This is a genomic window from Streptomyces crystallinus (assembly GCF_039521265.1).
GTDB classification, from domain to species: Bacteria; Actinomycetota; Actinomycetes; order Streptomycetales; family Streptomycetaceae; genus Streptomyces; species Streptomyces crystallinus.
Genome location: NZ_BAAACA010000016.1, coordinates 115,640 through 136,029 on the forward strand (window position 1 = coordinate 115,640; position 20,390 = coordinate 136,029).

Annotated in this window: 20 protein-coding genes; 11 read left to right on the forward strand and 9 right to left on the reverse strand. The window is 72.0% G+C overall.

What is annotated here, in order from left to right; genetic code table 11:
• Positions 1–58: 58 nt before the first annotated feature.
• The gene (locus ABD236_RS16610; RefSeq protein ID WP_344074480.1) at positions 59–1,369 is read right to left on the reverse strand and encodes a M6 family metalloprotease domain-containing protein; all 1,311 of its coding nucleotides are present in this window, start codon (positions 1,367–1,369) and stop codon (positions 59–61) included.
• 313 nt (positions 1,370–1,682) lie between these two features.
• Here ABD236_RS16610 and ABD236_RS16615 point away from each other — a divergent pair, with 313 nt between their 5' ends.
• Positions 1,683–2,336 carry a TetR/AcrR family transcriptional regulator gene (locus ABD236_RS16615; protein WP_344074481.1) on the forward strand — a complete coding sequence of 218 codons (654 nt, stop codon included), beginning with the start codon at positions 1,683–1,685 and terminating at the stop codon, positions 2,334–2,336.
• Between the two features lie 93 nt (positions 2,337–2,429).
• Positions 2,430–3,962: an MFS transporter gene (locus ABD236_RS16620; RefSeq protein WP_344074482.1), complete on the forward strand. Its 1,533-nt coding sequence runs from the start codon at positions 2,430–2,432 to the stop codon at positions 3,960–3,962.
• Between the two features lie 69 nt (positions 3,963–4,031).
• Here the strand turns inward: ABD236_RS16620 and ABD236_RS16625 are convergent, their stop codons facing one another.
• Positions 4,032–4,544: a MarR family winged helix-turn-helix transcriptional regulator gene (locus tag ABD236_RS16625; protein WP_425543883.1), complete on the reverse strand. Its 513-nt coding sequence runs from the start codon at positions 4,542–4,544 to the stop codon at positions 4,032–4,034.
• A gap of 445 nt (positions 4,545–4,989) precedes the next feature.
• Here ABD236_RS16625 and ABD236_RS16630 point away from each other — a divergent pair, with 445 nt between their 5' ends.
• Positions 4,990–5,985 carry a sigma-70 family RNA polymerase sigma factor gene (locus ABD236_RS16630; protein ID WP_344074484.1) on the forward strand — a complete coding sequence of 332 codons (996 nt, stop codon included), beginning with the start codon at positions 4,990–4,992 and terminating at the stop codon, positions 5,983–5,985.
• 63 nt (positions 5,986–6,048) lie between these two features.
• On the opposite strand, the gene ABD236_RS16635 is transcribed toward ABD236_RS16630, so the two are convergent.
• Complete coding sequence (locus ABD236_RS16635) at positions 6,049–7,038, reverse strand: helix-turn-helix transcriptional regulator (RefSeq protein WP_344074486.1); 990 nt, start codon at positions 7,036–7,038, stop codon at positions 6,049–6,051.
• 63 nt (positions 7,039–7,101) lie between these two features.
• Here ABD236_RS16635 and ABD236_RS16640 point away from each other — a divergent pair, with 63 nt between their 5' ends.
• Complete coding sequence (locus tag ABD236_RS16640; RefSeq protein ID WP_344074487.1) at positions 7,102–8,640, forward strand: MFS transporter; 1,539 nt, start codon at positions 7,102–7,104, stop codon at positions 8,638–8,640.
• A gap of 104 nt (positions 8,641–8,744) precedes the next feature.
• On the opposite strand, the gene ABD236_RS16645 is transcribed toward ABD236_RS16640, so the two are convergent.
• The 4 genes from ABD236_RS16645 to ABD236_RS16660 all read right to left on the reverse strand — a co-directional run bounded on the left by ABD236_RS16645 (position 8,745) and on the right by ABD236_RS16660 (position 13,287).
• Entirely contained in the window at positions 8,745–9,506 is a 762-nt protein-coding gene (locus ABD236_RS16645; protein WP_344074488.1) for a DUF6227 family protein, read from the reverse strand.
• Positions 9,507–9,673: 167 nt separating this feature from the next.
• Positions 9,674–10,939, reverse strand: coding sequence for a L,D-transpeptidase (locus ABD236_RS16650; RefSeq protein ID WP_425543888.1), 1,266 nt, complete (start codon positions 10,937–10,939; stop codon positions 9,674–9,676).
• Between the two features lie 157 nt (positions 10,940–11,096).
• The gene (locus ABD236_RS16655) at positions 11,097–12,116 is read right to left on the reverse strand and encodes a P1 family peptidase (protein WP_344074489.1); all 1,020 of its coding nucleotides are present in this window, start codon (positions 12,114–12,116) and stop codon (positions 11,097–11,099) included.
• On the reverse strand, positions 12,109–13,287 hold the full coding sequence (locus ABD236_RS16660; RefSeq protein ID WP_344074490.1) for a low temperature requirement protein A: 1,179 nt from the start codon (positions 13,285–13,287) through the stop codon (positions 12,109–12,111). Before ABD236_RS16660 ends, ABD236_RS16655 begins: the two co-directional genes overlap by 8 nt.
• Before the next feature lie 70 nt (positions 13,288–13,357).
• Here ABD236_RS16660 and ABD236_RS16665 point away from each other — a divergent pair, with 70 nt between their 5' ends.
• The 7 genes from ABD236_RS16665 (at position 13,358) to ABD236_RS16695 (ending at position 19,042) form a co-directional block, all read left to right on the forward strand.
• Positions 13,358–13,522: a hypothetical protein gene (locus ABD236_RS16665; RefSeq protein ID WP_344074492.1), complete on the forward strand. Its 165-nt coding sequence runs from the start codon at positions 13,358–13,360 to the stop codon at positions 13,520–13,522.
• A gap of 66 nt (positions 13,523–13,588) precedes the next feature.
• Positions 13,589–14,665: an MFS transporter gene (locus ABD236_RS16670; protein WP_344074493.1), complete on the forward strand. Its 1,077-nt coding sequence runs from the start codon at positions 13,589–13,591 to the stop codon at positions 14,663–14,665.
• The gene (locus ABD236_RS16675; RefSeq protein WP_344074495.1) at positions 14,662–16,956 is read left to right on the forward strand and encodes a molybdopterin oxidoreductase family protein; all 2,295 of its coding nucleotides are present in this window, start codon (positions 14,662–14,664) and stop codon (positions 16,954–16,956) included. Before ABD236_RS16670 ends, ABD236_RS16675 begins: the two co-directional genes overlap by 4 nt.
• Before the next feature lie 8 nt (positions 16,957–16,964).
• Positions 16,965–17,564, forward strand: a complete 600-nt coding sequence (locus tag ABD236_RS16680) for a 4Fe-4S dicluster domain-containing protein (protein WP_101388734.1) — start codon at positions 16,965–16,967, stop codon at positions 17,562–17,564.
• Entirely contained in the window at positions 17,561–18,211 is a 651-nt protein-coding gene (locus ABD236_RS16685; protein WP_344074496.1) for a QcrA and Rieske domain-containing protein, read from the forward strand. The genes ABD236_RS16680 and ABD236_RS16685 overlap by 4 nt, the downstream gene beginning before the upstream one ends.
• Positions 18,208–18,603, forward strand: coding sequence for a hypothetical protein (locus tag ABD236_RS16690; protein ID WP_344074497.1), 396 nt, complete (start codon positions 18,208–18,210; stop codon positions 18,601–18,603). The genes ABD236_RS16685 and ABD236_RS16690 overlap by 4 nt, the downstream gene beginning before the upstream one ends.
• Before the next feature lie 235 nt (positions 18,604–18,838).
• Positions 18,839–19,042: a hypothetical protein gene (locus ABD236_RS16695; protein WP_344074498.1), complete on the forward strand. Its 204-nt coding sequence runs from the start codon at positions 18,839–18,841 to the stop codon at positions 19,040–19,042.
• 19 nt (positions 19,043–19,061) lie between these two features.
• On the opposite strand, the gene mscL is transcribed toward ABD236_RS16695, so the two are convergent.
• The gene (mscL, locus tag ABD236_RS16700) at positions 19,062–19,544 is read right to left on the reverse strand and encodes a large conductance mechanosensitive channel protein MscL (protein WP_425543884.1); all 483 of its coding nucleotides are present in this window, start codon (positions 19,542–19,544) and stop codon (positions 19,062–19,064) included.
• Between the two features lie 138 nt (positions 19,545–19,682).
• Complete coding sequence (locus tag ABD236_RS16705) at positions 19,683–20,312, reverse strand: hypothetical protein (protein ID WP_344074499.1); 630 nt, start codon at positions 20,310–20,312, stop codon at positions 19,683–19,685.
• Positions 20,313–20,390: the final 78 nt, after the last annotated feature.

Genomic DNA, 20,390 nt, shown 5'->3' on the forward strand with positions numbered 1-20,390 from the left:
GCGCGGGGAACTGCGCGAGCAACCCACCACTCAGCCGCAGCCGAGCGACAACCTCACCTCACCCCCGCGTCACCCGCACCCGGTAGTTCCCCGCCCCATCCACCCCCACCACACCCACCCGCACCCCCCGCTCCCGGTCCACGAACGTCTCCCCCGCCGCGAACGGCGCGTCCGACAGCTCCGCGTGCACGTTGGGACGCCGCGTACACCCGCCGCTGTCCTTCGCGCTGTCCGCCACGGTGATGGGCCCCCGCCCGGTGTCCACATCCGTACTGACCCGGTACACCAGCACCCCCGGCTTGCACACCGCCTCGTCGTTCCCGGTGCGGGTGCGCACCTCCACCGCGTACCCGCTCTCGTCCGACAGCGGCACGAAGATGAGCTTGCGGCCCGTGCCCGCCGCCGACAGCGGGCTCAGTACGTACTCGCTCACCCCCGCCCGCGCCGACGAGCACCCCACCTGGGAGTTGTCGAGCCACCCCAGCTTCCACTTGTGCCAGCCGAGCATGTCGTTGTTGGCGCCCCAGTCCTCGGACATGATGTCCCAGTGGCCCACCGCGCCCCCGCCCTCGGGCGTGTACAGGTCGGGCAGCCCGAAGACATGGCCGTTCTCGTGCGGCAGCACCCGGTAGCCGGTCTCGCGGTAGGAGCCGGAGCCGTCGTCCTGGCGGCTGTAGACGAAGGACGTGTTGGAGAGCGGCACGCCGTCCGCCAGCGGCGCGTCCTCGTTGCCGGAGAACGTCACCGAGAGGACCGTGTCCAGCGCGGACGGGCCCGCGTTCGGCGACATCAGGATGTTCACCAGGTCGTACGCCGCGAAGTTCACCCGTGAGTCGGCCGCCGCCACGATGTCCTTGACCAGCCGCCGGTAGCCCGGCTCGTACGGCGAGCCGCGCTCTATGCCGTACGCCGCGAACGACTGCGGCATCCGCAGCCACTGCGGGACGGGGATGTCGGGCTTGTACTCCAGGCGCCCGTATGACGCGGTGCGGAACCACTGGGTGGTCTGCGGGAAGAACTCCGCGTACCGGCTGAGCGCCGGCTCGGTGCCCTGCGCGTCCGGGAAGTCGACCATCAGGGTGAGGGCGCGGACGGTGCCGGTGGAGTGGGCGTAGCCGGGCGGGGTGGGCAGGCCCTCCGACATCTGCACGCCGAGCGTGGCGGTGATCCGGCAGGGGCCGAGCGCCGCCTCGCCGCCGGTGGCCACCGGGCCGGCCGACGCCCGCAAGGGGGGCGCCAGGGTGGTGCTGCCCGAGGTCATCGAGGCGAGCACCACGGCGGCGAGGGCCGCGCCCGCCAGTGTGCGGCGGCGGCGCGGGTCGCTCGGCCCGTCGGATATCCGACGGCGGGATCTGCCGGACTCCTCCATACGCGCACGCTCGCCTTCGCCCACCGGCAGCAGGCCCGTTCCTGACTGCGCTCGTGCGATCACCCTGTGTCGGGCGTGTCGCGAGCGCGCGCTGGGTGGGCCGCGCGTGTGGTTCCGGGCACCGGAAGGTGTGACTCAGGTCACAGAAAACAAGTCCGGCGGCCGGAAATATCCGGGGAGCGTTTCCCCGTTTGCACCTGTGTCCCGCCGAAACGGGGAGAGCTTCCCCGCTTCCGGTGCGGAAGCCGACTTCGATCCGTCAAAGTCGCACCACCCCGAGTCGTACGACTTCGAACGCCAGAAGGAGCGAGCCGTGTCCACCGCCACCCCGACCACCGCGGAGCCCCGTCGCGCCCCGCGGCCGCGGGCCGACGCCCTGCGCAACCGGGAGCGGATCATCGCGGCCGCGCGCGAGATGTTCGTCGAGGAGGGCGCCATGGTGCCGCTCGACGAGATCGCCAAGCGCGCGGGCATCGGCAACGCCACGCTCTACCGGCACTTCAAGGACCGCGCCGAGCTGATCACCAGCGTGGTCCTGGCGGTCATGGAGCGGGTCTCGACGGCCGCGGAGACCGCGACCGCCGAGGAGCCCGACGCCTTCGCCGCGCTGCGGCGGTTCGTGTTCGCGGCCGCCGACGAGCGCATCGGGGCCCTGTGCCCGATGCTCTCCGAGGGCTTCGACAAGAACCTGCCGGAGATCGACGGCGCCCGGGGGCGACTGGACGAGGCCGTCCGGGACCTCATGGCGCGGGCCCGGCGCAGCGGCCAGCTGCGCGACGACGTCGACGTGGGCGATCTGATGGTCGCCCTCACCCAGCTCACCCGGCCGCTGCCGGGCACCGCGTGCCCGAACATGGACCGGTTCGTCCACCGCCATCTCCAGCTCTTCCTCGACGGGCTCATGGCCCCGGCGAGGTCCGGGCTGCCGGGGACGGCGGCGACCCTGCAGGACCTCAGCCAGCCGTAACCGATCCCGCGACCGGGCGGCACCTCCGCTCCGCGCACCAGCAACTTCCGTACTCCGCTTTTCAGTACAACGCGTCCCAAGGTGGCTACACCCATGTCGAAAACAGTCCAGGCTCCAGCCCAGGACCTCGCTCCTGACCCCAGTCGCTGGAAGGCCCTCGCCTTCATCGCGCTCGCCCAGCTGATGGTCGTGCTCGACGCGACGATCGTGAACATCGCCCTGCCCTCCGCCCAGACCGACCTGGGCATCTCCGACGGCAACAAGCAGTGGGTCATCACGGCCTACGCCCTTGCCTTCGGCGGTCTGCTGCTCTTCGGCGGCCGCATAGCCGACCTCTGGGGACGCAAGCGCACCTTCGTCGTGGGTCTGCTCGGCTTCGCCGCGGCCTCCGCGCTCGGCGGCGCGGCCACCGGCGAGGCCATGCTGCTCGGCTCCCGCGCGCTCCAGGGCGCGTTCGGCGCGCTGCTCGCGCCCGCCGCGCTCTCGCTGCTCGCGGTGATGTTCACCGACGCCAAGGAGCGCGCCAAGGCATTCGGCATCTACGGCGCGATCGCCGGTGGCGGCGGCGCCGTCGGTCTGATCCTCGGCGGCTTCCTCACCGAGTACCTGAACTGGCGCTGGACCTTCTTCGTCAACATCCCGTTCGCGATCGTCGCGGCCGCCGGTGCCTACTTCGTCATCCGCGAGCCCTCCGGCACCCGCAACCGCTCGCCGCTGGACGTCCCGGGCGTGGTCCTGTCCACCCTCGGTCTGGTCGCCCTGGTGTACGGCTTCACCCGCGCCGAGTCGGCCGGCTGGTCCGACACGCTGACCGTCTCGATGTTCGTCGCCTCGGCCGTCCTGCTGATCGCCTTCGTCGCCACCGAGGCCAAGGTCAAGCACCCGCTGCTGCCGCTGCGCGTGGTCACCAACCGCAACCGGGGCGGGGTCTACCTCTCCCTGGGCCTGGCGATCATCGCGATGTTCGGCCTCTTCCTCTTCCTGACGTACTACCTCCAGGTCGTGAAGGGCTACTCGCCGGTCAAGACCGGCTTCGCCTTCCTGCCGATGATCGCGGGCATGATCACCGGTTCCACCCAGATCGGTGCCCGGCTGATGACCCGGGTGGCGCCGCGCCTGCTGATGGGCCCCGGCTTCCTGACCGCCGGCGTCGGCATGCTGATCCTGACCCAGCTCCAGATCGACACCTCGTACGCCGGGCTGATCCTGCCGGCCCAGATCCTGCTCGGCCTCGGCATGGGCACCGCCTTCATGCCGGCCATGTCGCTGGCCACCATCGGGGTCGAGCCGCGTGACGCGGGTGTCGCCTCCGCCATGGTCAACACCTCCCAGCAGGTGGGCGGCGCCATCGGTACGGCCCTGCTGAACACCATCGCGGCCTCGGCCACCACGGCGTACGCCACCTCGCACGCCGCCGGGGCCAAGAGCCTGGAGCTGCTGAAGCTCCAGGCGATGGTGCACGGCTTCACCAGTGCCATCTGGTGGGCGGTCGGCATCCTGGTGGTCGCCTCGGCGATCGCGTTCACCCTCGTCAACACCGGCCGCCCGGACACCGGTTCGCTCACCGGCTCCGGTGACGCCGAGGGCGTCGAGGACGAGATCCGGGTGCCGGTGGTCGCCCACTGACGCCCACCGCCCACGTGGGGGACGCGTAGGCGGGAAGCAGCGAAAGCACCAGGCGCGGACCTGTCCGGCTCAGCGGAGCCAGGGCAGGTCCGCGTTCGCGTCCTTGGGCTGGAGGCCCTCGGCGAGCACCCGCATGATCTGCCCGAGCTGCTCGGTCTGCTCGGGGCTGAGCCGGTCGAACAGCGCCTGGCGCACGGCGCCCACATGGCCCGGCGCGGTGCGCTCCACGACCGCGAAGCCCTCGTCGGTGAGCGCCGCGAACTGGCCGCGCTTGTCGGAGGGGCACTCCTCGCGGCGCACCCAGCCGTTCTTCTCCAGGCGCGCGATCGCGTGCGAGAGCCGGGACCGGGTGATCTTGGCACCGATGGCCAGCTCGGTCATCCGCAGCCGCCGCCGAGGCGCCTCGGAGAGCTGGATGAGCAGCCCGTAGTAGATGTGCGGCATGCCGGCGTCCCGCTGGAGCTGGCGGTCCAGATGGTCTTCCAGAAGCGTCGTGGCGTGGAGGTAGGCGCGCCAGGTGCGCTGCTCCTCGTCACTGAGCCAGCGCGGCTCCTCGGCAGGGGTGGTGGTCATGGTCTCCACTGTACGACCACTCCTTGAAAGTTGAACAAGATACCAACAAGGAGGCGCTGGAGAGGTCCGTGCGAACCGGCCGGGAGAGGGTACCTGGGGAATTCGGGCAGTTTGGACATCCCGAGCAACCAGGAGGCGGCGGGGGTCGTCTTCACGGGCGGAGAGAGCGAACGGGGATGAGGCTCTTCCGGGGTGAAGGCAACTGTTTCGGGTGTGACGCCGGTCTCATGTGGAAGGTGGTCACAGCCGGGTACCCGAAGCCTCGGCACCGGGTCTGACCTGCGTCTCTGTACGTTCCCGCAGCATCCGTACGCCAGCGGTGGCGGCACAGGGTACTGCATGATCCGGAAAATCGATGGGCGGGACGGGAATTCTGTCCGGATTCCAGCCGTTGTTTCCATCGGATGCAGGGCACCCGGGAGGGTGTCGCGACCTACACAGCAAGGGAGCACGCATGGCAACCCGCGCCGTCGCCCGTCGGACCGCGAACAGCGGATCCGGGTCGGGGAGCAGTGTTCGCGCCGTCAGCGGGGAGATCGCCGACCGCGACCTGGTCGGGATGTACCTCGACGAGATCGCGCGGACGCCGCTGCTCGACGCCGCCAAGGAGGTCGAGCTCTCCCAGACCATCGAGGCCGGTGTGTACGCACGCCAGATCCTCGACGGCGAGGTGGAGAGCAAGGCGGGCGGCGCCTCTCACGAGGAACTCGAAGCCCTGGCCGCCGCCGGCGAGCGGGCCAAGGACCTCTTCATCCGTTCCAACCTCCGCCTCGTCGTCGCCGTGGCCCGGCGCTACCCCAGGGCGGGCCTGCCCCTGCTGGACCTGATCCAGGAGGGCAACGCGGGCCTGGTCCGCGCGGTGGAGAAGTTCGACTACGCCAAGGGCTTCAAGTTCTCGACGTACGCGACCTGGTGGATCCGCCAGGCCATCACCCGTTCGATAGCCGACCAGTCCCGCACCATCCGCCTCCCCGTCCACCTGGTCGAGGAGCTGGGCCGGATCCGCCGCGTCCAGCGCGAGTTCAACCGGGAGAACGGCCGGGAGCCGGAGGCCGCCGAGGTGGCCGCGGAGCTGGGCTCCACACCGGAGCGGGTCACCGACGTCCTGGACTGGGCGCGCGACCCGGTCTCGCTCAACATGTCGGTCGACGACCAGGGCGAGACCCAGTTCGGCGACCTCCTGGAGGACACCTCGGCGATCTCGCCGGAGCAGTCCGTGCTGACGCTGCTGCGCAGCGAGGAGCTCGACGACCTGATCGGCAAGCTCGACCAGCGCACCGCCTCCATCATCAAGATGCGGTACGGGATCGACGACGGCCGCGAGCGCACCCTGACGGAGGTCGGCAAGGAGCACGGCCTCACCCGCGAGCGCATCCGCCAGATCGAGAAGCACGCACTGCTGGAACTGAAGAAGATGGCAAGGGACACGGGCTTCGACGCGGCGGCGTGACGAAGCCGTCCCACCCCCCCCCAAGACGAGCCCCCGGCACCCTCCCCCCCTGGTGCCGGGGGCTCACCCCTGTCCGAACGAGGGCTCCGGCCCCGCCGCCCGCGTCAGCCGGGACCCCAGGTCCGCCAGGTACTCCGCCAGCACCCCGGGCGAGGCCACCGCGAACTCGCAGTCCACCAGCGCCAGCCGGATCGCCACCCACTCCAGCGACTCCGACACCCGCACCCGCAGCCGGCAGCGAGCCGGCCCGAGCGGCACCGGTGTGCCCATGTGGGTCAGCCGCGCCGCCACGAAGTCGGCGGGCGCCTCGAACGTCACGTCCAGGTCCAGCTCCGGCTGCATCCGCGACAGCGACCGGCTCACGAACTCCGCCGCGTCCTGCGCGGGCAGCTCCCGGGGCGCGAACCGCGACCCGGTCGCGAACGGCGAGGCCACCCGGTCGACCCGGAACGTACGCCAGTCCTCGCGCTCGATGTCGTACGCCACGAGGTACCACCGCCGCCCCGTCGACACCAGCCGGTACGGCTCGACCTGGCGGCGCGACTCGCTGCCGTCGCCCTTGCGGTAGTCGAAGCGCAGCCGCTCCTTGCCGGTGACCGCCGACGCCATCACGGTCAGCGTGTGCGGGTCGACGCTGGCGCCGTCCCCGCGCCACGGCCCCACCAGCGGCATCGTCGCCGCCTGGAGGCTGGAGACCCGGTGCCGCAGCCGGGACGGCAGCACCTGCTCCAGCTTGGCCAGCGCCCGGACCGACGCCTCCTCCACCCCGTCCACCGCGTGCCCCGCGCCCGCCCGCAGCCCCACCGCGATGGCCACCGCCTCCTCGTCGTCGAGGACCAGCGGGGGCATCGCCTTCCCGGCCACCAGCCGGTACCCGCCGTCCGCGCCCAGCGTCGCCTGGACCGGATAGCCGAGGTCGCGCAGCCGGTCGACGTCGCGGCGGACCGTGCGCCGCGAGACGCCGAGCCGCTCGGCGAGTTCACCGCCGGGCCACTCGCGCGGCGTCTGGAGCAGGGACAGGAGCTGCAGGAGCCGAGCCGGGGTGTCCGTCATGAGATCCAGGATGCGGCAAAATTAGGACGCGGTCTGACCTACATACGGTCTAACTTCTCTTCCATGACCTCCACCACGACCACTTCCCCAGAAGCCGCGGGCCCCGGCACAGCGGCCGCCGTGAACGACCGCCGACGGTGGTTCGCCCTGGCCATCGTGATGACCGCGGCCTTCATGGACCTGGTCGACGTCACGATCGTCAACGTAGCGATCCCCTCGATCCAGAAGGACACCGGAGCGACGTTCTCCTCGATCCAGTGGATCACCGCGGGGTACGCCCTGGCCTTCGCCGCCGGTCTGATCACCGGTGGCCGCCTCGGCGACATCCACGGCCGCAAGAAGCTCTTCCTCATAGGCATGACCGGCTTCACCATCGCCTCGGCCCTGTGCGGCTTCGCGGCCAACCCGGAGATGCTGGTCGCCTCCCGCATCCTCCAGGGCGGTATGGCCTCCCTGATGGTGCCGCAGGTCCTCTCGATCATCCACGCGACCTTCCCGGCGGAGGAGCGCGGCAAGGTGTTCGGCATGTTCGGCGCGGTCATCGGCCTGGGCGCGGTCTCCGGCCCGATCCTGGGCGCGCTGCTGACCGAGTGGAACCTGTTCGGCCTGGAGTGGCGGCCGATCTTCCTGATCAACCTGCCGGTCGGCGTCGCCGGTCTCGTCCTCGGCGCCAAGTTCATCAGCGAGTCCAAGGCGCCCAAGGCCCTCAAGCTCGACCTGGTGGGCGTCGCGCTGGTCACCCTCGGTCTGCTGATGCTGCTCTACCCGCTGACCCGCGGCCGTGAGCTGGGCTGGCCGCTGTGGGGCCACCTCTCGATGGTCGGCAGCCTGGTCGTCTTCGGCGCGCTGGTGGCGTACGAGCGGGTCAAGGCGCGCAAGGACGGCTCGCCGCTGGTGGAGCTCTCGCTGTTCCGGGTGAAGAGCTTCGCGGCCGGCATCGCGGTGCAGATGACCTTCGGTATCGCGATGGGCATCTTCTTCCTGGTGTGGACGCTGTACATGCAGATAGGCCTGGGCTGGAGCGCGCTGCGGGCCGGTCTGACCGGTATCCCGTTCTCCATCGCCATGTCGGCGGCGGCGGGCATGTCCGTCCAGTCGCTGGTGCCCAAGTTCGGCCGCAAGGTGCTCCAGGCGGGCGCGCTGGTGACCCTCGTCGGCATGCTGGTCTACATCTGGGAGGCGCACCACTTCGGCATGGACATCGAGTCCTGGCAGATGGCGCTGCCGCTGGTGATCCTCGGCATCGGCATGGGCCTGATCGTCGCCCCGCTCACCGACGCGGTCCTCTCCGAGGTCCCGCAGGAGCACGCGGGTTCGGCGTCCGGCCTGATCAACACCGTGCAGCAGATGGGCAACGCGCTGGGCCTCGGCCTGGTGGCGGTGGTCTTCTTCGGCGCCATCGACGACGACCTCCAGCTCGCCGAGATCGGCCCGGCCTTCTCCGACGCCTTCCAGCGCTCGCTGTGGGTCGTGGCGGGTGTCTGTGCGCTGATCTTCGTCGGGATGTTCCTGCTGCCGGCCAGGCCGAAGCAGCACCTGGAGGGCGGGGCGGACGAGTCCCCGGCCGACGAGGCCGCCAAGGAGCCGGCGCTGACGCCGTGAGCCTGAGCCGCTGAGGCACGAAGACGCCGGGCGGGACGGAGAACTCTCCGTCCCGCCCGGCGTCTTCTTCGTCTCCCGCTCGCCGCGGTCCGCCGCGCGAGGGGTCAGGAGACCCGCGTCCGGCGCTCCATCGCCGCCCGAGCCGAGTCCTCCGCCGCGTACACCTCGCACATATGGCTGCCGTCCGGCGTCGCCGTGTGCTCGACCTCCCACAGGCTCAGCTCGACGCCGTCCAGGAGCAGGAACGCGTGCTCGTACAGGATGGCCCCGCCGCGCCCGGAGACCCCGCCGCGGCCGCCCAGGGCCCGGGTGATGCGGTGGGCGAGGGCGCCGCGCAGCAGCCGGGCCACGCTCTCGCCGGGCCGGTCCGGGTTCTCGGCGCGGCGCAGCAGCCGCCGCGCGTGGTCGGCCGAGGCGTCCGCCTCGTACGTCCTGCTGGGCCCGGCGCGCTCCACCGGCGCCAGCCCGCCGAGGACTTCGAGGCCGGTCAGGCCCGGGTCCAGGTCGTCCTCCGCGAACCCGGGCGCGAGCTCCGGCAGCACCCGCTCGCGCAGCCGGGCCGCCGCCACCAGAGCGCTCTCCTCGTCCGCGTACACCTCGTTGCCCCGGCCGTGCACGACCTCCCAGAGGGTGACCGCGGCGCCGTCGAGCAGGAGATAGGTGTGGCGGTAGGTCTCGCGGCTGAGCCGGGGGCGGCCGGGGCCGCCGGAGGCATGCAGCGACGAGTGCAGCGAAGTGGCGTGCGCGAGGGCCGAGTCGAGGCTCTCCACCAGTTCGTCCGGGAGGTCGAACGAGTTCAGCGCGCGGCCGAGCAGGCCGGTGAGGTGTTCCTCGGCCGTCTCGTACTCGCACTCGTTGGGCACCAAGGCGTCTCCCCGCCGTAGCTGTTCGTCACGTAGAGGGTGCTCAACGTAGCCCTTGTGCGCGCTTCGCGCAGCGGGCATGGCCGAAACATTCTCATCGGCTTGGAACGGCGTGGATCACCGGTCGGCGCGGCCCGGCGTGGATCACCGGGCCGCGCGTCGACGGGCCGTCAGACGGCGCTGCCCGCCTGCCACTCGGCCCACCCCATGTTCCAGCCGTTCAGGCCGTTGTCGGGGGCGATCGTCTTGTCCGGCGAGCCCTTCACGGTCACCACGTCACCGACCAGCGAGTGATCGAAGAACCACTTGGCGGGGGTGTCGCCCTGGGCGCCCTGGACGTCGCGGAGTCCCACGCAGCCGTGGCTTGTTCCCGTGTTGCCGAACGGGTCGCCCTTGTACCAGTAGTTGCCGTGCAGGAAGGTCCCCGAGGTGGACAGGCGCATCGCGTGCGGCACGTCCTTGATGTCGTACTCACCGCCGAAGTTGACGGTCGCGCCGTTCATCCGCGTCTCGGTGAACTTCTCGGAGATCACCATCTGGCCGTTGTACGTGGAGTGTTCGGCGCTGCCCGTGGAGACCGGGATGGTCTTGACCGTCCTGCCGTCCTGCTGCACGGTCATCTGCTGCGTCTTGGCGTCGACCGTGGAGACCTGGTTGCGGCCGATGGTGAAGGTGACGGTCTTGGACTGCACGCCGGTGATGCCCTTGCCGCCCCGCACCCCGTCCAGGTCGATCTTCATCGTCACCGTGGACCCGGCCTTCCAGTAGTCCTGCGGCCGGAAGTCGAGCCGCTGGCTGCCGAACCAGTGGCCGACCACCTGCTGGCCGCTGCTGGAGCTGACGGTGATGTGCGACTGGACGGCCTTCTTGTCGGTGATCACCTTGTTGAACTCGAAGGAGACCGGCATGCCGACGCCGACCTTCGCACCGTTGTCCGGCGTGTAGGTGCCGATGAAGCTGTCCTTCGAGGAGACCGTGGTGAAGGCCGAGTTCTCGGTCGCGGGCCGCCCCTTGTCGTCCTTGCCGGTCGCCATGATCTTGTACGGGGTGCCGCGCTGCACCTTCGCGGTGGGCTTCCAGGACAGCCCGTCGGCGGCGAGCGCTCCGGCCACGGCCTTCCCGGTCTGCGCCTCGACCATGGTGACCTGGGTCAGCTTGCCGCCCTGGGCGGTGACGGCGGTGCTGTTGATGCTGGCGTCGGTGGAGCCGTTCTTCGCCGAGATGGTGATCTTCAGCGTGGAGACGTCCCGGGCGGCGGCCGCGTCGCCGCCCTTGCCCTTGCCGTCGCCCTTGTCGGAGCCGGACGCGCTGCCGCCGCAGGCGGTCAGGGTCAGGGCGCCGAGCAGCAGCGCGGAGGCGGCGGCGAACGCCCGCCGCCGGGTGCGCAGTTGCTGCGGGGTGCGGGATCGCGGCTGCGCGGCGGTGTCGGGCGAGATCACTTGGCTGCTCCATCTGTGCGTACGTCACTCCAGTACGTGCACAGAGCATCCACATGGGTGGAACGGTTGCGGGCGCCGCCTGTGACTCACGACACACGGGCGGGCGCCCGATCGTGACAAGGGCGGGCGCCCGGCCGGCGGAGGGCGCAGGTCCTCAACTCCCGTACAGCTCCCGGTAGGACGGAAACGTCCCGCCCGGCCCGTCCACGCCCTCGGCGGCGAGGACCGCCTTGGTGATCGCCCGGGCCACCAGGTCCGCGCCCGCCGCCAGTACGAGGTTGAGGTCGGCCGGCGACAGCGGCTCCCCGCTCCCCGTGGCGAGGGCGAAGACGGTGTCGCCGTCGTGCATCAGATGCACCGGGCGGACCGCCCGGGCCAGCCCGTCGTGCGAGGTCCCCGCGAGCTTCTGCGCCTGCGGCCGGGTGAGCGGCGCGTCGGTGGCGACGACCGCGAGCGTGGTGTTCAGGGGCGGCAGCCCGGCGTTGGCCCGCGCCTCGCCGAGCCGCTTCGAGGCCGCTTCGTGGACTTCGGGCGCGGGGTACGCGACGCGCCCCGACAGCCCGTACAGGGCGCCGGTGGCGGGGTCCACCACCGACCCCGCGGCGTTGGCGACCACCAGCGCGCCGACGGTGGCGCCGCAGGGCAGCACGGTGCTCGCGGTGCCGATTCCGCCCTTGAGGCCGCCCGCGACCGCGCCGGTCCCGGCGCCGACGCCGCCCTGGGCGACCTCGGTGCCCGCCGCCTCGCAGGCGGCCCGGCCGGTCGCCGCGTCCGGGCGGGCGCGCCAGTCGCCGCCGCGCCCGAGGTCGAAGACGCAGGCGGCCGGGACGACCGGCACGACCTGGTGCGCCTCGGGCCCCACCCGTACCCCGCGCCCCCGCTCCTCCAGCCAGGCCATCACCCCGCCGGCGGCGTCGAGTCCGTACGCGCTGCCGCCCGTCAGCACCACGGCGTCGATCCGCTCGACGACGTTGCGCGGGTCCAGGGCATCGGTCTCCCGGGTGCCGGGCCCACCGCCGCGCACATCGACGGCGGCGACGGCGCTGGGCGCCGGGGCGAGCACGACGGTGGTGCCGCTCAGGGCGCGCTCACCGGGGACACGGGCGTGCCCGACGAGGAAGCCGGGCACATCGGTGATCGAGTCGGCCGCGTGGGCCTTCTGGGTGTCAGCCATGGGCATCGACCCTAGGGCCGGTCCCCTCCGGGCCGCGACTGCTCAGGGCCACCCCCGCCGCCACCGTGGCGGCGGCCACCAGACCGGCGGCGAGGACGGCGCCGTGCCCGGCGAAGGTGCAGGCCAGGATCGCCACCGCCGCGACGGGCAGCACGAGTTGCTGGGCGAGGGTGCGTTTGAAGTGGCGCGAGTGCAGCGCCCACACGGTGAGCAGGAACAGCGCGGCGGGCACGGTGACGGCGGCCGAGGCCGCCGCCGTGGAGATGTGCGCCTTGCCGACGGCCTGCTCGACCGCCACCTCCATCCCGGCCCCGATGGCGGCGGCCGAGCCGAGGATGACGAAGTGTCCGTACCCCCAGGCGAACGCCTGACTGTTCGACCTCAGATGCCCGGCGATCGGCACGGCGAAGTAGATCCACCAGGCGGCGAAGACGATCAGCAGCCCGCCGCCCGCGATCGGCAGCAGCTCGCCGAGCGCCTCGTGCTCGTCCAGCGCCTCCTGTACGGCGACGGTGGCGGCGGCGACCGTCTCACCGAGCACGATCAGGGTGAACAGCCCGTACCGCTCGGCGATGTGGTGCGGGTGCCAGGTGCTCTGCGCGCCGCGCTCGGCGATCACGGGGACGGCGACTTCGGCGGCGGCCAGCACCACGAACACCCAGGAGCGGGCGGTGCCGGCCGGCACGAACAGCAGCCCGACCCAGCCGAGCTGGCACACCACGAGCCCGGCCGCGTACAGCAGCGCCATCCGCCGCTCGCCCGGGTCCGCCGCGTTGCGCGCGGCGCGCAGCCACTGGCTGGTCAGAGCGAGCCGCATCACGATGTAGCCGATGACGCAGACGGTGAAGTCGCTGTCGTCGAAGGCGCGCGGCACCCCGGCGGCGAGGATGAGGACGCCGGTGATCTGGACGAGCGTGACCACCCGGTAGAGCGCGTCGTCGCTGTCGTACGCCGAGGCGAACCAGGTGAAGTTCATCCAGGCCCACCAGATGGCGAAGAAGACGGCCGCGTACCCGGCGAGACCGGCGCCGAGGTGGCCCTCGGCGAGCGAGTGGACGAGCCGGGCGCCCGCCTGGGCGACGGCGACGACGAAACAGAGGTCGAAGAAGAGTTCCAGGGGCGTCGCCGCCCGGTGTTCCTCGTGGCGGCTGCGTGCGGTCATGCGGGGCATGGGCCAAGGAGACCAGACGGGGACGGCGGGACGGCGGCAAGGGGGGCACGCGGGCGGGTTGCCTTACGGCGTGGGCGTGGGCGTGGGCGTGGGCGAGAGGGAGGGCGCGGGCGAGGGCGAGGGCATGAGCGTGGGCAGCGGCACCTGCGCCCCCGGCGCGGCAGCGGCGGCGCGGGCTCCGCCTCCCACGGTCTTTCGGCGGCTGCCCCGCGGCTCCCCGCTGGCTGCCATCTGACTGAAGGCTTCACCCCGCCGCCGTCAAAAGAGGTGATAACCGGTCAGATACACCTACGGTGTCCGGGTGACCGAGCCCCCCGCAGCGAAGACTCCCGCGGCGCGGCCCGCCGCAGCGAAGCCCGCCGTCGCGCTGCGCGCGACCGCCGCCGGTACCGCCGCCTCCCTCCTGCTGATCCTCGCCATCGTCTTCGGCAGCCGCCGGCTCAGGGACTTCGACGCCGCCCTGCTGCCCTACGCCTGCGCCACCGTCTTCCTCGCCTTCGGCGTCGCCTACCGCTACACCGTCTGGATCTCCTCCCCGGGCGCCCGCCGTCTCTTCCGACAGGGCTGGCGCAGCCTGTTCTCCGCCGCCAACTTCCGCAAGGCACCCACCGCCCTGCCGAAGATGGCCGCCACCTACCTCGGCCTCCAGAAGTTCCTGGGCGCCCGCTCGCACGCCCGCTGGGCCGCCCACCAGCTGATCTTCTGGGGCTGTCTGCTGGCCGCCGCGATCACCTTCCCCCTCACCTGGGGCTGGTTCACCTTCACCTCGTCGACCGGTTCCGGACCCGGCTACGAGATGCGGCTCTGGGGAGTGAGGATCCTCGGCTTCGGCTCGCTGAACCTCCTCGGCTGGCTGATGTTCCACGGCCTCGACATCGCCGCCGTCCTGGTCATCCCCGGCGCCTCGTACTTCCTGTGGCGCCGGATGAAGGACCGCGGCGCGATCACCGGCCAGCGCTTCGCCTACGACCTGGTCCCGCTGCTCCTGCTGATCGTCATCTCCGTGACCGGCCTCCTCCTCACCTTCTCGTCGCTCTTCCTGCACGGCGGGGGCTACGAGTTCCTGGCTGTGCTGCACATGGTGGCGGTGGTGCTGACGCTGATCTACATCCCGTTCGGGAAGTTCTTCCACATCGTCCAGCGGCCGGCCGCCGTCGGGATGCAGCTGTTCAAGTACACCGCCCGCCAGGACGAGCAGGTCTTCCCGTGCCGCCGCTGCGGCGAGCCCCTCGACACCGCCCCCTACGTCGAGAACCTGCGGGGGACCATGCGCGACCTGCACCTCGGCTTCGACGCCTGGGCCGAGTACTGCCCGCGCTGCAAGCGGGTGCTGCGCGGCACCGCCTACCTCGCGCACGTCAAGAAGGGCTACAAGTGAACCGGCTCCCGCTGGACCCCTCCCTCGCCCCGCCCGGCACCCGCTCCTTCCGGGACGCGGGCGGCATCCCGGCCGACCGGTGGCGCGCCGACCAGGACGGCGAGACCCTGGTCCCCACCCACTGCTGCTTCTGCGGGGTGCAGTGCGGGATGTATCTCCGGGTGGACCGCGGCGGCAAGGTCTTCGGCGTCGAGCCCCGCAACCACGACATCAACCGGATGCGCCTGTGCCCCAAGGGCATCAACGCGTACCAGCAGGTCAACCACCCCGACCGGCTCACCGCCCCGCTGCTGCGCCGCTCCCGCGACGAGCCCTTCCGGGAGGCGTCCTGGGAGGAGGCGCTGGACTTCACGGCCGCCGCGATCCGCCGTGTCCAGGCCGCCCACGGCAACGACGCCTTCGGACTGCTCGGCGGGGCCAGCCTCTTCTCCGAGAAGACCTATCTGGTGGGCAAGTTCGCCCGGGTCGCGCTGAAGACGCGGCACGTCGACTACAACGGGCGGCTGTGCATGGTCTCCGCTGCGGGCGCCAACAAGCTCGCCTTCGGCATCGACCGCGCCGCCAACCCCTTCTCCGACATCCTCCTCACCGACTGCCTGCTCATCGCCGGGTCCAACGTCGGGGAGTGCTTCCCCGTGATGACCCAGTACGTGTGGGGGGCGCGCGACCGGGGCGCCACCCTGATCGTGGTCGACCCGCGCGAGACGGCGGTCGCCCGCACCGCCGACATCCACGTGGCCCTCAAGCCCGGCACCGACTCGGCGTTCTTCAACGCGCTCCTCCACGTCGTCGTCAAGGAGGACCTCGTCGACGAGGCCTATGTCGCCGCCCACACCACGGGCTGGGCGGAGGTCCGGGACAAGGCCGCCGAGTATCCCCCCGAGCGGGCCGCCGAGATCTGCGGGGTCCCGGCGGCCCAGATCGTCGAGGTCGCCCGCACCTTCGCCCGCGCCCCCCGGGCCATGGCCTGGCACGCCCGGGGCATCGAGCACCACTCGCAGGGCGTCGAAAACTGCCTCTCCGTGATCAACCTCTGCGTCGCCACCGGCAACCTCGGCAGGCCCGGCGCCGGCTACGGCACCATCACCGGCCAGGGCAACGGCCAGGGCGGCCGCGAGCACGGCCAGAAGGCCGACCTGCTGCCCGGCGGGCGCTCCATCATGAACGCCGAGCACCGCCGGCAGATCTGCGAGATCTGGGGCATCGAGGAGTCCGAACTCCCGCCCGCCGGGACCTCGATGATGGAGATGGTCCATCAGATGCGCCGCCAGGAGATCCGCGGCCTCATCGGTATCTGCAACAACCCCTTCGTCTCCCTCCCGAACTACAAGGTCGTCAAGGAGGGCTACGACGCCCTCGACTTCCACGCCCAATTCGACTTCTTCCTCTCCGAGACCGCGGCCAACGCGCATGTGGTCTTCCCCGTCACCACCTGGGCCGAGGACGAAGGCGTGATGGCCAACGCCGAGGCCCGGGTCGTCAAGCACAACAAGGCCCAGGAGCCACCCGCCGGGGTGCGCACCGACACCTGGGTGATCTGCCAGCTCGCCCAACGCCTGGGCGCGGGGGACAAGTTCGCCTTCGCCGGCTCGCGCGAGGTCTTCGACGAGCTGCGCGTCGCCTCCGCCGGGACGGTAAACGACTACTACGGCATCACCTACGAGCGCCTGGAGGAGACCGGCGGGATCGCCTGGCCCTGCCCCTCCACCGACCACCCCGGCACCCCCCGCCTCTTCGAGGACGGGCGGACCTGGCACCCCGACGGCAGGATTCATATGCAGGTCGTCGAATGGCACGCGCCGATGGACCCGTACGACGACGAGCACCCCCTCTCCCTCACCACCGGCCGGACCGTGGCGCACTTCCTCTCCGGCAACCAGACGCGCCGGCTCGGCGCGCTCGTCGAGCAGACCCCGCGCCCCTGGGTCGAGGTCCACCCCTCGCACGGCTTCCGCAACGGCGAGCCGGTCCGCGTCGTCACCCGGCGTGCCAGCGAGGTCTTCCCCGCCCTGGTCACCGAGGCGATCCGCCCCGACACCGTCTTCATCCCGTACCACTGGCCGGTTCCCACGGCCGCCAACGCGCTCACCATCGACGCTCTCGACCCCCGTTCCAAGATTCCCGAGTACAAGGTCTGCGCCTGCCGCATCGAGCCCGGCGACCGGGTCGCCGAGGTCCCCGCGCCCCCGACCGCGCCCGGCCATCTGGCCTACCCGGCGGCCGAGGCCTCCCGCACCGACCCGCTGCCGCCCACGTCCCCGCAGGGGCGCGGCACCGCCGAGAGGGGCTGACGCCCGCCATGATGGGCAGAACGATCTTCATCGACCCCGGGCGGTGCATCGGCTGCCAGGCCTGTGTCTCGGCCTGCCGCGAGTGCGACTCGCACCGGGGCAAATCCATGATCCATCTCGACTACCCCGACGAGGGGCACTCGGTCGCCTCCCTTCCCACGGTCTGTATGCACTGCGAGGACCCGGTCGCCCCCTGCGCCGAGGTGTGTCCCGCCGACGCGATCCTGGTGACCGCGGACGGTGTGGTGCAGCAGGCCGACACTACCCGCTGCATCGGCTGCGCCAACTGCGTCAACGCCTGCCCCTTCGGCGTACCGAAGATCGACCTCCAGGCGAAGCTGCAGATGAAGTGCAACCTCTGCTACGACCGCACCGCCTATGGCCTCGCCCCCATGTGCGCCACGGTCTGCCCCACCGGCGCCCTCTTCTACGGAACCGTCGAGGAGCTCCGCGCCGAGCGCCCCGGCGTCCAGGTCGCCGACTCCTTCACGTTCGGCGATGTCGTCGTGTCCACCGGCGTGGCCATGGTCGTCCCCGCCGACAAGGTCCAGTGGCCGGTCCCCGGCGGTCTCCCGATCGTCGAGGTGAACGGAAGGACGGTCCGATGAGCCCGACCGACCAGTCCCCGGGTGCCGCCGCCCCCTGGCCCGACCCCGCGCAGGAGGCCCTGCGCGACCGCGTCGCCGCCGACTCGCTGACCACCCGCCGCGACTATCTGCGGATCGTCACCACCGTCTCCGGTGGGCTCGCCGTCGGCGCGGTGGCCGTCGCCGGAGGCGTGCTCCACCGGCACGGGGACAGCGTGGACGTCCCCAAGCCGAAGCGCGTCGCCGACCGGCTCCGCCCCGGCGAGGCCATCGCCTTCCGCTTCCCCGGCGACGACGACCGGGCGGTCGGCGTCCGTCTCAAGGACGGCACCTTGGTCGGTTACTCCGCCGTCTGCACGCATCTGGCCTGCGCCGTCCTGTGGCGCGAGGACCGGGGCAGCGAGGGCGAGCTGTACTGCCCCTGCCACGAGGGCGTCTTCGACGCCCGCACCGGTGAGGTGACCGCCGGACCGCCGCCCCGGCCGCTGCCGAAGGTGCTCCTCGTGGAGGAGATCGACGGCAGTGTCTGGGCGGTCGCCACCACCCGCTCCGGCGAGGGGGTCAAGGCCGCCATGTGCCGGCAGTTCGGTGAGCAGCGCCCGGACCTGGCGGCCCGGCTCGGCTGCCCGGGAACGCGGGCCGAGACCGAGAGGAGCGAGCGCACATGAGCGCCGACCACGGCCCCGGCGGAAGCGGTGACGCCACCGTGCCCGCGCCGCCCCCGTACACCGCCGGCAGTGCCCAGCCCCGGCTGAACCGTCCCGTACGGAGCCGGTATCCCCAGATCCGCGCCACCAGTGGATACGGCGATCCCCGGACCCGCCGCACGGGTCCCGGCCCCGGTGCGGGCACCGAGCAGGAGCCCGAGCGGTCCTCGAAGCTGACGGCCCGCCTGGCCCTGGCGATCACCGTGGTCGTCGGGGAGCTCTGGGGGCTCACGGTGATCGTCAACGAGTGGATGAAGGGCCACACCGCAACCGCCTGGTGGGGCACGGGTTTCCTCGGCCTCTCGTTCCTCGTGGTCCTCGGCCTCTGGCTGCTCGACCCGAAGGACCGCTGAGGAGGAGGGAGGAGGGGGGAGGGGGGAGCGGGGAGGAATGGGGCGGGCGCGGTCCCGGGCGGGGAAGGGGTCGGGGGCGAGCCCCGCAGCCGGCGTTCCTGCCGCACCCACGCCGACCACCGCCGCACCGCACCCACGCCGACCACCGCCCCGCCGCACCCGCGCCAACCGCCGTCGCAGCGCACCCGCGCCGACCACCGCCGCACCGGGACGCCGCTCGCCGTACCCTGGACCTATGAGTACCGCCCCCGCCCCCGGACCGCGCGATGCGAAGCCGGTGTCCGACCCGAAGCCCAGGCCCGCGCTGGTCTTCGACGATCCGCTGGACCAGCAGTCCTCGGACGACACGGACCGCGGGTGGGGTGAGCGGGCCCCCGCGACCGGCGGCGCGGCCGATCTCGCGCGCTTCCTCGACGAGAAGCCGCCCCACCACATCTGACCCGCCCCGGGGCCTTCCGCTATGGCGCGGTGTGCCCCGAGCCACGTTGGGAGACCAGGGCGTCGCGGATCTCCTTGAGCACCTCCAGCTCGCTGATCTCCAGGGTCTCCTGGACGCCCTCCCTCGCCCGGTCGTGCTGGGCGCGCTTGGCCAGGACCTTGGCCATCGGCAGGACCATCAGGAAGTACACGACGGCCGCCGTGATGAGGAAGCTCAGCACCGCGCTGAGGACCATGCCCCACATGATCGGGATGCCGGAGACGGCCTCGCCCGTCTTTGTGTCGAACTGGCACGGGCCCTTGAGGCACGAGCTGTAGCTGTTCAGGTCCTTCGTCCCGAACGCGCCGACCAGGGGGTTGATGACGCCCTTCACGACCGAGTTCACGATGGTGGTGAACGCGGCGCCGATGACCACCGCGACGGCCAGGTCGATCACGTTGCCGCGCAACAGGAAGGCCTTGAAGCCCGCCATCAGGCCGTCGCCCTTCTTCTCGTCGGTCACGAGTGAGCCTCTCTTCGCAGGTGCAGGGGGTGGAGCAAACCGTTCCGCAACCTACGTCAGCGCATGGCCGCGCTGTCCAATCCGCGTACGCAAACAGGTGACTTGACTGGAAGCCCGTGCGATTCGGGGCCGGATGACTCAGCACCAGGCCACCGCCAGTCGGGAGCTCGCACCGGCACCCGCGAGGGCCGTGGCGGTGGCGCGGGGGACGGACAGGACGACCAGCGCCCCCTCGTCGGAGGACGGCCCGCGCGGCCGGGGCACGTCGGTCACCCGCGCACCCGAGGCGACCAGGCGCGCCTCGCCCGAGCCGACCGAACCGCCCGAGCCGCCCGCGGGCGGGGCCGCGGCCGCGATCACATCGACCCGGTCGCCGGGCCGCAGCAGCCGTACGGTCTCCGCGTCCGCGATCCGCACCGGCGCCGACACCACGTCAACGGGCTTGCGGGCGGGGCGGGATGCGGGCCCGGGGGCCGCGCCCGGCTGCCGGAGGCCCGCCGCGCTCGCCGCCGTGACGGCAGCGGATTCCGCGGGCCCCGCGTCCGTATGCCCCGGGGCCCGCGCACCCACCGCCGCCAGTGCGGCCGCCGCCACCGCGAGCCCGGCCGCCATCGCCCGTCTGCGGCGCCGCACCGCACGTCGCAGCCGGTGCCGACTCCCGCGCACTCGCAGCGGCGGGAAGAGAGGCACGCCGGCGGGCTCGGGCGCCGGGGAAGGAGGGGGAGCGGCGGGCGGGGGAGAGGCGGGCAGGGAAGGGTGCCAGGACATGGCAGGTCACCACCGATCGTGAGGAGCAGGTGCTGCTCGAACGCTCCTCACGATCCCCGCCCCGCCAACTTCCCGCCG